The organism is Cellulomonas sp. KH9, from assembly GCF_900114185.1.
In the GTDB taxonomy this organism is placed as follows: domain Bacteria; phylum Actinomycetota; class Actinomycetes; order Actinomycetales; family Cellulomonadaceae; genus Cellulomonas.
Genome location: NZ_FOSE01000004.1, coordinates 512,552 through 526,534, shown reverse-complemented (window position 1 = coordinate 526,534; position 13,983 = coordinate 512,552). Strand labels below are relative to the sequence as shown.

Annotated in this window: 10 protein-coding genes; all 10 read right to left on the bottom strand. The window is 75.3% G+C overall.

What is annotated here, in order from left to right; genetic code table 11:
- Positions 1-81: 81 nt before the first annotated feature.
- The 10 genes from murC to mraZ all read right to left on the bottom strand — a co-directional run bounded on the left by murC (position 82) and on the right by mraZ (position 13,768).
- The gene (gene murC, locus BMZ16_RS20070; RefSeq protein WP_089801955.1) at positions 82-2,730 is read right to left on the bottom strand and encodes a UDP-N-acetylmuramate--L-alanine ligase; all 2,649 of its coding nucleotides are present in this window, start codon (positions 2,728-2,730) and stop codon (positions 82-84) included.
- Complete coding sequence (gene ftsW / locus BMZ16_RS15325) at positions 2,723-3,991, bottom strand: putative lipid II flippase FtsW (RefSeq protein ID WP_089801953.1); 1,269 nt, start codon at positions 3,989-3,991, stop codon at positions 2,723-2,725. Before ftsW ends, murC begins: the two co-directional genes overlap by 8 nt.
- Positions 3,988-5,457, bottom strand: a complete 1,470-nt coding sequence (gene murD, locus BMZ16_RS15320) for a UDP-N-acetylmuramoyl-L-alanine--D-glutamate ligase (RefSeq protein WP_089801951.1) — start codon at positions 5,455-5,457, stop codon at positions 3,988-3,990. Before murD ends, ftsW begins: the two co-directional genes overlap by 4 nt.
- A complete protein-coding gene (gene mraY / locus BMZ16_RS15315) occupies positions 5,458-6,540 on the bottom strand; it encodes a phospho-N-acetylmuramoyl-pentapeptide-transferase (RefSeq protein ID WP_089801950.1) in 1,083 nt (360 codons plus the stop codon).
- Positions 6,537-7,967: a UDP-N-acetylmuramoyl-tripeptide--D-alanyl-D-alanine ligase gene (gene murF, locus BMZ16_RS15310; RefSeq protein ID WP_089801948.1), complete on the bottom strand. Its 1,431-nt coding sequence runs from the start codon at positions 7,965-7,967 to the stop codon at positions 6,537-6,539. The genes mraY and murF overlap by 4 nt, the downstream gene beginning before the upstream one ends.
- Positions 7,964-9,529, bottom strand: a complete 1,566-nt coding sequence (locus BMZ16_RS15305; RefSeq protein WP_089801946.1) for a UDP-N-acetylmuramoyl-L-alanyl-D-glutamate--2,6-diaminopimelate ligase — start codon at positions 9,527-9,529, stop codon at positions 7,964-7,966. The genes murF and BMZ16_RS15305 overlap by 4 nt, the downstream gene beginning before the upstream one ends.
- Before the next feature lie 23 nt (positions 9,530-9,552).
- Positions 9,553-11,451 (bottom strand): peptidoglycan D,D-transpeptidase FtsI family protein, encoded by a 1,899-nt coding sequence (locus BMZ16_RS15300; protein WP_255366723.1) that lies wholly within the window; start codon positions 11,449-11,451, stop codon positions 9,553-9,555.
- A 119-nt stretch (positions 11,452-11,570) separates the two neighbouring features.
- The gene (locus BMZ16_RS15295) at positions 11,571-11,990 is read right to left on the bottom strand and encodes a cell division protein FtsL (RefSeq protein ID WP_089801942.1); all 420 of its coding nucleotides are present in this window, start codon (positions 11,988-11,990) and stop codon (positions 11,571-11,573) included.
- Entirely contained in the window at positions 11,987-12,991 is a 1,005-nt protein-coding gene (gene rsmH / locus BMZ16_RS15290; RefSeq protein ID WP_089801940.1) for a 16S rRNA (cytosine(1402)-N(4))-methyltransferase RsmH, read from the bottom strand. The genes BMZ16_RS15295 and rsmH overlap by 4 nt, the downstream gene beginning before the upstream one ends.
- Positions 12,992-13,294: 303 nt before the next feature.
- On the bottom strand, positions 13,295-13,768 hold the full coding sequence (gene mraZ / locus BMZ16_RS15285) for a division/cell wall cluster transcriptional repressor MraZ (protein ID WP_089802192.1): 474 nt from the start codon (positions 13,766-13,768) through the stop codon (positions 13,295-13,297).
- Positions 13,769-13,983: the final 215 nt, after the last annotated feature.

The following is a 13,983-nucleotide window of genomic DNA, read 5'->3' as shown; positions in this document are numbered from 1 at the left end:
GGCCGGCGGTCCGACGGGGGGCGGCGGGACGCGCGGTGGGCGACGGGCGTCCCGGGCGCGGGGCCGGTGGACGCTGCGGGCTCACGGCCGCGCACCGTCCCGGGGCTCCGCCGCGCCGTCCGCGCGGGCGAGCTCGGCGAGCACGACGGGCGCGAGCTCGGTCACGTCCCCGGCACCGACCGTCAGCAGCAGGTCACCGGGCCGTGCCAGCGCGGCGACCGCCCGGGCGGCGTCGACCCGCCCCGGCACGAACACGGCCTTGTCCGGCGTCGGCACGTGCTCGACCACCAGGGCTCCCGTGACGGTGGGGTCCGGGTCCTCGCGCGCGGCGTACACGTCCGTCACGACGACCGCGTCCGCGAGGTCGAACGCCTCACCGAACTCCTGGGCGAAGGTCCGCGTCCGCGAGAAGAGGTGCGGCTGGAACAGCACGACCACGCGACCGCCGTCGGCGACCTCACGGGCGGCCCGCAGGAGGGCGGCGACCTCGGTGGGGTGGTGCGCGTAGTCGTCGACGACCCGTACCCCGCCGGCCGTGCCGCGGTCCTCGAACCGCCGACCCGTCCCGACGAAGTCGTCGAGCCCGTCGGCCGCCTGCTGCGCGTCGACGCCCAGCCGTCGCAGCGCGCACCACGCCGCCGCGGCGTCGAGCGCGTTGTGGGCGCCGGCGACCTGCAGGTGGAGCGTCACGGCGGGCTCGTCGCGGGGCGTCAGCGTGACCCGCCACCGCCCGTCGGCGCTCCGCTCGCTGGGCGAGACGTGCACGTCGGCGTCCGGGCCGGTGCCGTAGGTGCGCACCGCGACCCCCCGCGCGGCCAGCCGTGCCCGGGTCGCGGCGACGAGGCGCGCGGCGCCGGGGTCGTCCGCGCAGGCGACCAGCAGCCCGCCGTCGCGCACCCGGTCGGCGAAGCGCTCGAACGCCGCCTCGAACCGCTCGCGCGTGCCGTAGTGGTCGAGGTGGTCCGGCTCGACGTTGGTGACGACCGCGACCAGCGGCTCGTACGCGAGGAAGGAGCCGTCGGACTCGTCGGCCTCGGCGACGAAGGGCCCGGCCCCGTGCCGGGCGCCGCCGAGCGTGCCCCCGGTCGCGCGGACCACGCCGCCGATCGCGAACGAGGGGTCGACGCCGGCGTGCACGAGGGCCGCGGCGATCATCCCCGAGGTCGTGGTCTTGCCGTGCGCTCCGGCGACGGCCACGGCGTCGCGGTCGGCCATGAGCGCGGCCAGCGCCTCCGAGCGGTGCAGCACCGGCAGGCCCCGCTCCCGGGCGCGGGCGACCTCCGGGTTGGACGCGCGGACGGCGGACGAGACGACGACGGTGTCGACGTCGTCGACGTGCGCCGCGTCGTGACCGACGTGCACCGTCACACCGGCGGCCCGCAGCCCGGCCAGCGCCGGGCCGTCGTGGGCGTCGGACCCGCTGACGGCGAGCCCGCGCGCGGCGAGCAGCGGTGCGACCGCGGACATCCCGGCGCCGCCGATGCCGACGAGGTGCACGCGGCCGAGGTCGGCCAGCGCCACCGGCCCGCGCTCACCCGGGTCGGCCACGGCCGGTGCGTGCGCCGGGGGCGTGCGGTGCTGCAGGGTGGCGGTCCGCAGGTGGGCGGGCAGCTGCTGCTCGACGAGCCGCGCGACGCGCGCGGCGCCGTCCCGGACGCCCACCCGCGCGGCGGCCGCACCCATGCGTGCCCGGGTCTCGGCCCCGGTGTCGCCGGCCAGCAGGACCGGGAGGTGCTCGCTGACCCAGGCCGGCGTCAGGTCGCCGTCCTCGACGAGCACGCCGCCGCCGGCCGCGACCACGCCGGCCGCGTTGAGGCGCTGCTCGCCGTTGCCGATCGGCAGGGGGACGTAGACGGCAGGGATCCCGAGCGCGGCCAGCTCGCAGACCGTCCCCGCGCCCGCCCGGCCGACCACGACGTCCGCGACGGCCAGCGCCCGGTCCATCGCGGTCAGGTACTCCAGGACGTGGTACCGCTCCGCACCGGGCACGGCGGCGGTGGCCGCCCGGACCTCGTCGGCTTTGCCCCGCCCGGTCAGGTGCAGCACCTGGGCACCGGTGGCGAGCAACGCGCCCGCCGCCCCGGCGACGGCGCGGTTGATGCTCAGCGCCCCCAGGGAGCCGCCGGTCACCAGCAGGGTCGGCAGGTCGGGGTCGAGCCCCAGCGCGTCGGCGCCCGCGCGCCGTGCGGCCGCGGCGTCGGACGCGCGCGCCGCGAGCAGGTCCTGCACCACGGTCCGCAGCGGCAGGCCGGTGACCTGCGCGCCGGGCAGCGCGGTGCCCTCGAAGGTGACGGCGACGGCGGCGGCCCAGCGTGCGCCGAGGCGGTTGGCCAGGCCGGGCCGCGCGTTCTGCTCGTGCACGACGACGGGGATGCCGCGGCGCCGGGCGGCGAGGTACGCGGGCGTGGCCACGTACCCGCCGAACCCGACGACCACCTGGGCGTCGATCTGCGCGATGGCGTCCTCGGCCGCACGCACGGCGGCACCCAGCCGGCCGGGCAGGTGCAGCCAGTCGACGGTGGGGCGGCGCGGCAGGGGGACGCGCGGCACAACGGCCAGGTCGTACCCGTGCTCCGGCACGAGCCGGGCCTCCAGGCCCTCGGCCGTACCGAGGACGGCGAACCGTCCGTGGGGGTGGCGCCGACGCAGCTCGTCGGCCACGGCCAGCAGCGGGTTGACGTGGCCGGCGGTCCCGCCGCCGGCCAGGAGGACGGAGGTCGCGTCAGCCACGGGTACGTCCGATCACGGCGAGGGAGCGGCGCACGACCGAGGCACGGGCCGCCAGGGCCTCGGCGGCGCCCGGCTCGGTGCGGGCGAAGGACAGGACCAGCCCCAGGGCGGCCATCGTCATGATGAGCGCCGACCCGCCCGCCGAGACCAGCGGCAGCGGCACGCCGATCACGGGCGCGAGGCCGATGACGACGGCGATGTTGACCGCCGCCTGGCCGACGACCCACGCGAACACGGCGGCCGTCGTGATCTTGACGAACGGGTCGGGGTGCCGGCGCATGATGCGGATCATCGCGAACGCGAGGAGCGCGAACAGACCGAGCACGAGCAGGGTGCCCACGAGGCCGAGCTCCTCCCCCAGGATCGCGTAGATGAAGTCGTTGTGGGCCGCCGGCAGATACGACCACTTCTCGGCGCTCTGCCCCAGGCCGACGCCGCTGACGCCGCCGGTGGCCAGGCCGTAGCCGGCGTGCAGGCTCTGGTAGCACTCGTTGGTCTTGTCGCACTCGTCCGAGAGCCAGGACATGATCCGGTTGATGCGGTTCGGGCTGCCGAGGGTGAGCGCCGCCACGCCGCCCGCGGCCAGCAGCGCCGCGAACCCGAAGATGCGCAGCGGCACGCCGGCGACGAACATCGCGCCCGCGACGAGCAGGACCATCACCATCGCCGTGCCGAGGTCGTGGCCCAGCAGCACGACGCCGATCGCGATCCCCGCGACCGGCACGACGGGCACCAGGGCGTGCTTCCACTCGTGCAGCAGGGGCAGCTTGCGCGTGAGCAGCGCACCGAGCCAGATCGCCAGCGCGAGCTTGACGACCTCCGACGGCTGCGCCGAGAACCCGGGCAGGCACACCCAGTTGAGGTTCCCGCCCTCGCCGCAGCCCAGCGGGGTGAACACCAGCATCTGGAAGGCGATCGCGCCGCCGAGCGCGGGCCACGCGAGCGCCCGCACCGCACGGACCGGCAACCGCGACATCAGCAGCAGCACCGGCAGCCCGATGAGCGCGTACCGCGCCTGGTTGAGGAAGACCGCGTACGGCGAGTCCCCCGCCGCCAGCGACTCGACGCTCGAGCTCGACAGCACCATGACGAGGCCGATCGCCACCAGCAGGAACGTCGAGCCCAGCAGCACGTAGTAGCTGGTGACGGCCGAGTTCCACGTGCCGAGGAAGGACGGTTCGCGGACCTGCGGCGTCCCGCCGGGCGGTGTGACCGTGCGGGTGGGGGCCGTGCGGGGGCGCGCGGGCGCGTCGGCGCTCACGGCCGACCGTCCGGCTGCCGCTCCTGCCCGACCTCGCCGTGCAGCGACCGCACGGCCGCCGCGAACGCGTCGCCGCGGGCGGCGTAGGACGTGAACTGGTCCATCGACGCGCACGCGGGGGCGAGCAGGACCGTGACGGGCACGCCCTCGGGCGCGCCGGCCGCCAGCCGGCGCGCGCTGTGCACGGCGCGCGTCATCACCGGCTCAGTGTCACCGGCGTCCAGCTCGATCACCGGGATATCCGGTGCGTGTCGGGCGAGGGCCTCGCGCAGCGGCGCACGGTCCACCCCGAGCAGGACGACCCCGCGCAGCCGGTCGCGCCGGGTGCGGACGAGGTCGTCGAACTGCGCGCCCTTGGCCAGCCCGCCCGCGATCCACACGACCGACCCGGGCTCGAAGGCGGCGAGGGAGGCGGCGGCGGCGTGCGCGTTGGTCGCCTTGGAGTCGTCCACGTACGCCACGTCGTCGACGCGGCCGACGGTCACGATGCGGTGCGCCCCGGGGGCGAAGCCGCGCAGCCCGTCGCGGACGTGCACGGGGTCGACACCGTGGGCGAGCGCCAGCGCGGCGGCCGCGAGCGCGTTGCGCACCACGTGGGGCGGGACCACCCCGGCCGGGCCCGCGAGCTGCGCGAGGTCGGCGAGCGTGCCGAGCTCGGCGGCGTGCGTGTGGCGCAGCCGGGCGAAGCCCCGGTCCACCAGCACGTCCTCGACGAGTCCGAGCTGCCCGACGCCGGGCATCCCCAGCGTGAACCCGACGGCGACGCACCCGTCGACCACGTCGGCCTCGCGGACGAGGTCCTCGGTGACCGGGTCCGTCGCGTCGTACACGCACGCGACCTGCGCCCGCTCGTAGATGCGCCCCTTGTCCGCGGCGTACGCGGCCAGCGAGCCGTGCCAGTCGAGGTGGTCGGGCGCGACGTTGAGCACGGCCGCCGCCTGCGCGGACATCGAGTGCGTGTGGTGCAGCTGGAAGCTCGACAGCTCGACCGCCAGCACGTCCAGCGCCGGGTCCACGGCCGCCAGCACCACGGGCGTGCCCACGTTGCCCACGGCGACGGTGCGCCGTCCCGCCGCACGCAGGATCGACTCGAGCATGCCGACGGTCGTCGTCTTGCCGTTGGTCCCCGTGACCGCGAGCCAGGGGGCGGGATGCCCGTCGCCGCCGTCCCGGGGCACGCGGACCTGCCACGCGAGCTCGACCTCGCTCCACACCGGCACCCCGCGCTCCCCCGCCGCGGCGAGGACCGGGTGGGTCGGGGGCAGACCCGGGGAGGTCACGACGAGGTCGGCCCCGCGCAGGCCCTCGGCGACGAGCCCGGCCACGTCCGCGGCGTCCGCCTCGGGGGCGTGCTCGTCGAACGTCACCACCCGCGCGCCCCGGTCCGTCAGGACCTGCGCCGCGGCGCGCCCGGAGACGCCCAGGCCGGCGACGAGCACCGTGCGACCGTCGAAGCGTGCGTCCACCTACTGCGCCACCCACTCCGCGTAGAAGATGCCGACCCCGAGCGCGACGAAGAGGCCGGCGATGATCCAGAACCGGATGACGATCGTCACCTCGCCCCACCCCGACAGCTCGAAGTGGTGGTGCAGCGGTGCCATCTTGAACACGCGTCTGCCGGTCATCTTGAAGAAGCCGATCTGGATGACGTCCGAGAGCACGATGAGGACGAACAGACCGCCGATGATCGCGCCGAGGATCTCCGTGCGCGTGAGGATCGTCAGCGCGGCGAGCGCGCCGCCCAGCGCGAGCGACCCGGTGTCGCCCATGAAGATCTTCGCGGGACTCGCGTTCCACCACAGGAAGCCGAACAGGGCACCCGTGATGGCGGCGGCCACGACCGCCAGGTCCAGGGGGTCACGCGTCTCGTAGCACCGTGGCCCGGCGGACAGCAGCTTCTGGCACGTCTGGTTGAACTGCCAGACCCCGACCAGCACGTACGCACCGAAGACGATGAGCGAGACGCCGGTCGCGAGGCCGTCGAGGCCGTCGGTGAGGTTCACGGCGTTGGACCAGGCGGTGATGAGGAAGTTCGCCCAGATGACGAACAGGACGAGGCCGACGGTCGCGCCGGCGAACGCCAGGTCCAGCCCGGTGTCGCGGATGAACGAGATCCGCGTCGACGCCGGCGTGCGGAACTGCTCGTTGGGGAACTGCAGCGCCAGGACGGAGAACACCACACCGACGACGCCCTGGCCGACGATCTTCCACAGCGGGCTCAGCCCGAGCGACCGCTGCCGCGAGATCTTGATGAAGTCGTCGAGGAACCCGACGACCCCCAGACCCGTCATGAGGAACAGCGCCAGCAGGGCGGACGCGCTGGGCGTGGTGCCCGTCAGCAGCAGACCGAGCCCCCATCCGACGAGCGTCGCGCCGATGATGACGACACCGCCCATCGTCGGCGTGCCGCGCTTGGTGAAGTGCGCGGTCGGCCCGTCCTGCCGGATGAACTGCCCGTACTGCCGCTTGACCAGGAAGCGGATGAACAGCGGCGTGCCGAGCAGCGCGACGAGCATCGAGATGCCGCCCGAGATGAGGACGGCCCTCATGCGTCGGCCCCCACGAGCCGGTCGCCGAGCCGCCACAGACCGGCGCCGAACGAGGACTTCACGAGCACCACGTCACCGGGGCGCAGCTCGTCGGCCAGGAACGCCGCCGCGGCGTCGACGTCGTCGGCCAGGACGACCTCGTCACCCCACGAGCCCTCGTGGTTGGCGCCGTCGCGGATGGCGCGCGCACCGTCGCCGACGACGACGGTCAGGTCGATGTTGAGCCGCACGACGAGCCGCCCGATCGCGTCGTGCGCGGCGCGGGACTCCTCGCCGAGCTCGAGCATCTCGCCCAGCACCGCCACCGAGCGCCGCTGCCGTCCCGCGATGACCGCCAGCGCCTTGAGCGCGGCCCGCATCGAGTCGGGGTTGGCGTTGTAGGAGTCGTCCACGACGGTGACGCCGTCGGGTCGGTCGACGACGTGCATGCGGTGCGGCGACAGCGCGTCGGCGGCCGACAGGCCGGCCACGACGTCGTCGAGCGGGATGCCGGCCGTCAGCGCCGCGGCGGCGGCGGCGAGCGCGTTGTGCACGTGGTGCTCGCCGACGAGCCGCAGCTCCACGGCACGCTCCTCGCGGGCGTCGCCCACGACGTGCACGAGCCGGAAGCGCGCCCGGCCCGACCCGTCGAGGCGCACGTCCTCCGCGCGCACCCGCGCGTCCGGCGACGCGCCGAACAGCACGACCTCGCCGGGGGCCGCCGCCGCCATGGCGCGCACCCGCGGGTCGTCGGCGTTGAGCACGGCGGTCCCGTCCGGGACCAGCCCCGCGACGATCTCCGCCTTGGCCCGTGCGACCCCGTCGATGCCGCCGCCGAAGCCGCCCAGATGGGCCTGCCCGACGACCAGCACCACCGCGACGTCCGGCGGTGCGATGTCCGTGAGGTACGTGAGGTGGCCGGGCCCGCTGGCACCCATCTCGAGCACGAGGAACCGGGTCTGCTCGTCGGCGCGCAGCACCGTCAGGGGCAGGCCGATCTCGTTGTTGAACGAACGAACAGGGGCGACCGTGGGGCCGGCCGCGCCGCACACCTGCGCGAGCACGTCCTTGGTGGTCGTCTTGCCGACCGAGCCGGTGACCCCGATGACGCGCAGGCCCGACCCCCCGGGCTGCGCGGCCGCGTCCCGCAGCCGGACCAGCACGTCGCGCGCCAGGTCGCCCAGCGCGCGCTCCACGTCGGGCACCACGACGCACGGCAGCCCCGGCAGCGGGCGTGCGGCCAGGACGAGCGAGGCGCCCGCCGCCACGGCCGCCGGGGCGAAGTCGTGGCCGTCGACGTGCTCCCCGGGCAGCGCGACGAACAGGCCGCCCGGCAGCATCTCCCGCGAGTCGGTGACGACGGGGCCGGCCACCACGTGCCCGGGGGCGACGCCGGCCAGGCTGCCGTGCGTGGCGGCCGCGATCTCGGCCGCTGTGAGGGCGATCACGCGTGCTGCTCCCGGCGCTCGGCGCGGGCGGCGAGGAACACGTCTCGGTCGTTGTAGCGGTGGAACACCCCGGCGATCTCCTGGGTCGGTTCGTGGCCCTTGCCCGTGACGATCACGGTGTCGTCCGGTCCTGCCAGACGAAGGGCGTCGCGGATGGCCTGCGCACGGCTCGTGGCCTCGTGCACGTCGGCCAGGTCGGGGCGCACGTCGCGCACGCCCTCGAGGATGGCGGCCCGGATGGACGCGGGGTCCTCCGAGCGGGGGTTCTCGTCGGTGACGACCAGCACGTCGGCCAGCCGGGCGCCGACCTGCCCCATGATCGGGCGCTTGCCGCGGTCCCGGTCGCCGTCCGAGCCGTACACGAGCACGAGCCGGCCGGGCGTGATGGGCCGCACCGCCTCGAGGGCGAGCTCGAGCGCGTCCGGCGTGTGGGCGTAGTCGACCAGGCACAGCGGCCAGCCGTCACCACGCTCGACGACGCGCTCCATGCGGCCGGGGATCGCGTGCGCCTGCGCCACGGCCTCGGCGGCCGCGTCGAGCGGGACGCCCGCGGCGTGCGCGACCACCAGGGCGAGCGCGGCGTTCGAGACGTTGACCAGTCCGGGCAGCGGGCTGTGGGCCTCGTGGCGGGCCCCGTCGGGGCCGCGCAGGACGAACCGCGAGCCGACGCCGTCCAGGCCGACGTCGGCCTCGACGACCGCCCAGTCGGCCTGCTCCGCCTCCGGCGCGCCGACGTGCGTGCTGACGGTCTCCACAGGGATCGGGGACTCCTGCGCGAGGCGCCGGCCCCACTCGTCGTCGACGACGACGACGCCGCGGCGCGCCTGGTCCGGGTCGAACAGCCGCGACTTGTCGCGGAAGTACCCCTCCATGTCGCCGTGGAAGTCCAGGTGGTCGCGCTGCAGGTTGGTGAAGCCGACGACGTCGAACCGCATGCCCCGCACCCGTCCCAGCGCGAGCGCGTGCGACGAGACCTCCGTGGTCAGCGCGGTCGCGCCGCGCTCGAGGGCCAGGGCCAGCAGCGACTGGAGCACGGGGGCCTCGACGGTGGTGCGCGGGCTCTCGACGGCGACGTCGCCGATCCGGAGCTCGACGGTGCCGAGCACGGCCGTCGTGGTGTGCCGGGCGCGCAGCGCGGCGTCGACGAAGTAGGTCGTCGTGGTCTTGCCGTTGGTCCCGGTGACGCCCACCGTCACGAGCCGTGACGCCGGGTCGTCGAGCGCCCACGCGGCGATCGGCCCGGCGAGCGCGCGCGGGTCGTCGGCGACGAGCACCGGGACGCCGGCGTCGGCGGGCACGCAGGCGGCGCCCTCCGCGTCGGTGAGGACCGCGACGGCTCCGCGGGCGAGGGCGTCGGGCACGAAGCGGGCTCCGTGGACGCGCAGCCCCGGGACGGCGACGAACAGGTCACCGGGCTGCACGTCAGCGCTGGAGACGGTCACGCCGGTGAAGGTCAGACCCTGCGTCGGGCGGTCGGAGCGCAGTCCGAACTCGCCGACGAGGTCGTCGACCCTGCGGACCGGCGGGTGCTCGGGGCGCAGCCGGCCCAGGGGGGACGTCATGGGGAGAAATCTACCCCGCCGGCTCACTCCCACGTCGCCGGGAACAGCGACGCGGGTGTCCCGGAGGGCGCGACCCCCAGCTGCTGCAGGGCGTACGACGTGACGGTCGAGAAGACCGGCGCCGCCGCCGTGCCACCGAAGATCGAGGCGCTGGGGTCGTGCAGGATGACCGCCGTCACGACCTGCGGGTCGTCCGCGGGCGCGACGCCGATGAACGACGCCGTGATGCCCGCCGGTGCGAACTTCTGCGCCGTGCCGGTCTTGCCCGCGACCCGGTACCCGGGGATCGCGGCGTTGCCGCCGGTCCCGTCGTCGACGACGCTCTCCATCATCGACAGCACGGTGTCCGCCGTCTGCTCGGACACCACCCGGGTCCCCTCGGGCGCCGGCCGCGGCGCGTACGTCCCGTCGGGATCGGTCCAGCCCGCCACCAGGTGCGGCGCCACGTGCACGCCCCCGTTGGCGATGGTGGCGAAGACGCTCGCCGCCTGCAGGGCGTTCACGGACACCGCCTGGCCGAAGAGCACGGCGTACTGCGAGCGGCCGTCCCACTGCTCGTAGGGGTGCAGGATGCCCGCCGACTCGCCCGGGATCTCGATGCCCGTGCGGCTGCCGAACCCGAACAGCGAGAGGTACCGGTGGCGCTGCTCCAGCGACAGCCGCTCGCCGATCTGGATCGTGCCGGTGTTGGACGACTCCGCGAAGATGCCCGTCGCGGTGAGCTTCTGCACGGGGTGGTCGTGCGAGTCCTTGAAGGTCTGGCCGTTGGGCGTCGTCAGCCGGTCCGCGACGGTGAAGCGGTCGGTGGGGCCGACGAGCCCCTCCTCGAGCGCGGCGGCCATCGTCACGACCTTCCCGGTCGACCCGGGCTCGAACACGTCGGACACGCTGCGGGTCAGCGAGCCGGTGCCGAGGGCGCCCGGGTCGTTCGGGTCGAACGCGGTGGACTCCGCCAGCGCGAGCACCTCTCCCGTCGGCCGCATGACGACGACCGTGCCGCCGGTCGCACCCATCGCGGCCACCTGCTTGCGCAGCTCCTCCTCGGCCTTCCACTGCAGGTCGGAGTCGAGCGTCAGGCGCACCGAGCTCCCGTCGCGCGCGGGGGTCTGCTCGCTCGCACCGCCGGGGATCGGCTGGCCACCCTTGCCCCGCTCGAAGCGCTCGGTGCCCTTGACCCCCCGCAGGTTCTCGTCCAGGGCCGACTCCAGCCCCTGGAGCCCGACCCCCTCGGAGTTCACGAAGCCGACGATGTTCCCCGCGACCGTGCCCTTGGGGTACACGCGGTCGGGGACCTTGTCGACGTTGACGCCGTCGATCCGCAGCGCGCGGATCTCCCGCGCCACGTCGGGCAGCACGTTCTTCTTGACGTAGACGAAGGGCCGGTCGCCGACGAGCTTGCCGCCGAGCTCCGCGGCGTTCATGTCCAGCAGCGGCGCCAGCCGGGCCGCGACGCCGGCGGCGCCGTCCAGCCCGACGGTCGACCCGCGCGCCTGGTAGCGCGCGATCCGCTGCTGGTTGACGGAGATGTCGTACCGCTCGACGGACGTCGCCAGCACGACGCCGTTGGTGTCGGTGACCTCCCCGCGGGCACCGATGACCGAGGCGGTCGTCATCCGGTTCTCGCGCGCCTCCTGCGCCAGCTCGGGTCCGGCCACGACCTGCACGTGGACCAGCCGGCCGGCGAACGTCACCAGGACGAGCCCGAGCACGACGACCAGCGTCAGCATCCGCGGGCGCGAGGCCACGACGGTCGGCGGCACCGGCGGCGCCGGCGGGCGGCCACCACCCCGCACGGGCGGGCGGCCACCGCCGCCGCGCGCGGGCGGGACGGCCGCGGTCGGGCGTGCGGGCGTCGCCGCGCGCCGGGCGGTCGGCTCCTGGCCGGGCCGTCGGCGCGGCACCGTGCCGGCACGCTCGTCCACGCGGCCCACCGTGCCACGGGTCCCCGGACGGGCGGTCGCGACGCGCGGGTCGACCCGCACGGCCGGCTGCCGCCGTACGGGCCGGACGCCCGGGGTCGCCGGGCCGGTCGCGCGCGGGCTCATCCGTCGGCGGGTGCCGGGGCCCCCTGGACGCTGCCGTCCGCGAGCCGCAGCCAACCGGTGCCGTTCGCCTCCACCATGCCGCGGGCCCGTGCGGCCTCGGCCAGCTGCGTCGGCGACGACCGCGCGTCGAGCTGGGCGACGAGGTCCATGCGGTCCTGCCGCAGCCGCCCGAGCTCGTTCGACAGCTCGTAGCGCTCGAACGCCAGCGACGCCATCTGCGTGTTCAGCAGCAGCGCCGCGAGCAGGGCACCGCCGAGCACAGCCATGCACGCGAGGACGAAGGGCACGCGCGAGCGGGCCTGGGCCGGTGCCCGGACGACCCGCAGGCGCGGCGGCGGCGCGGCCGCGGGGCGAGCGGGCTGCGGGTACGCACGCGCGGCACCGGTGCGGGCGGCGGCCAGGGGCTGGGCGCTCATGCGGCTCTCCTCGGGGTGCGCAGGTGGTCGGGGGTGGGGCGCAGGCGCTCGGCGGCGCGCAGGCGGACGGACTGGGAGCGGGGGTTGCGGGCGAGCTCGTCAGCGTCCGCCTCCTCGGCTCCCCGGGTCAGCAGGCGCAGGTAGGGCGCGTGCGTCGCGGGCTCGACCGGCAGGTCGGGCGGGGCGCTCGACGTGGCGCCCACCGCGAGCGCGCGCTTGACGATCCGGTCCTCGAGGGACTGGTACGACTCCACGACGATCCGGCCACCGACCGCGAGCGCCTCGACCGACGCCGGCACCGCGCGCTCCAGGGCGGCGAGCTCGCCGTTGACCTCGATCCGCAGCGCCTGGAACGTGCGCTTGGCCGGGTGGCCGCCGGTGCGGCGGGTCGCGGCCGGCACGCCGGCGCGCACGATGTCGACGAGCTCGGACGTCCGCGTCAGGGGGGCCTGCGCACGACGCCGCACGACGCCGCGCGCGATGCGGGCCGCGAACCGCTCCTCGCCGTACACCCGCAGGACGCGCGCGATGTCCCGCTCGTCGTACGTGTTGAGCACGTCGGCCGCGGTCGGGCCCGTGGTCGGGTCCATGCGCATGTCGAGGGGGGCGTCCTGCGCGTAGGCGAACCCGCGCTCCGCCTCGTCGAGCTGCAAGGAGGAGACGCCGAGGTCCATGAGGACGCCCTGCACCTCGGCGATGCCGAGACGGTCGAGCACCTCACGGATCTCGTCGTACACGGCGTGCACCGGCGTGAAGCGCTCACCGAACGGCGCGAGCCGCTCGCTCGCGAGCGCCAGCGCCTGCGGGTCGCGGTCGATGCCGACGACCCGGACGTGCTCGAACGCGCGCAGCACGCCCTCGGTGTGCCCGCCCATGCCGAGCGTGGAGTCGACCATGACGGCGCCCGGGGCCGCGAGGGCGGGGGCGAGCAGGTCGAGGCAGCGCTGCAGGAGGACGGGCGTGTGCCGCGACGACGCACCCGCGCCGGTCTGCTCGCTCATCGCCCCTCCTCGCTCCTGACGGTGCTGCTGCTCGGTAACTGCCGGTACTGGTGGTGCTGATGGGACTGGTGGTGCTGGTGGGACAGGGAGATGGCCGGACGATCCCTCCACCGACCGGCCAGATCCCCCACCGACCCTCTGGCGCCGGGGAAGTGGCGTCAGAGAGGACGGGAGGAGGTCTCGACGGACGGGTGAGGACGACGGGGTGTGGACGGGCCGCGCGCCCCGTGACGGTGCGGCGACGGCGTGCGGTGCGACGGGTACAGGGGTGGCGACGCGGTGGCCCGGGGGCCGGCCGACGGCTCAGAACGGGCCGTTCGGGAAGACCTCCTCGGTCGTGTCGGCGTAACCCGCCTCCTGCTCGGACAAGTAGGTCTCCCAGGCGGCGAGATCCCAGATCTCGACCCGGGTACCGGTGCCGATGACGGCGACGTCCCGGTCGAGCCCCGCATAGGTGCGCAGCATCGGCGGGATGGAGATGCGCCCCTGCTTGTCGGGCAGCTCGTCGCTGGCCCCGGAGAGGAACACCCGCAGGTAGTCACGCGCCTGCTTGCTCGTGACCGGTGCGGTCCGCAGCTGGTCGTGCATCCGGCGGAACTCGTCCATCGGCAGCACGAACAGGCAGCGCTCCTGCCCGCGAGTCATGACGAGCCCCCCGGCCAGCTGCGGCCGGAACTTCGCCGGGAGGATGAGCCGGCCCTTGTCGTCCAGGCGCGGCGTGTACGTCCCGAGGAAGGGCGCGAAGGAGCCGTAGGCGCCTGTCGGTTCATACGACACCTCACTCCCCTCCTGCTCGTCCCGGGTCCGTGGCCCCCACGCGTCGGGGCTGTCCGCGCACTGCCCAGCCACCCCGGGAGCGGGATGTCTCCCGCCCTCTCCACGTGCCTCCACGGTACTCCACTTCCCTCCACCTGCATCTTGTCAAGAGGCCAAGTTCACCCGTCTGGTGAGCGTCGCAGCAGGTCAGCGCTGTGGAGCGAAGTGGAGGGCCC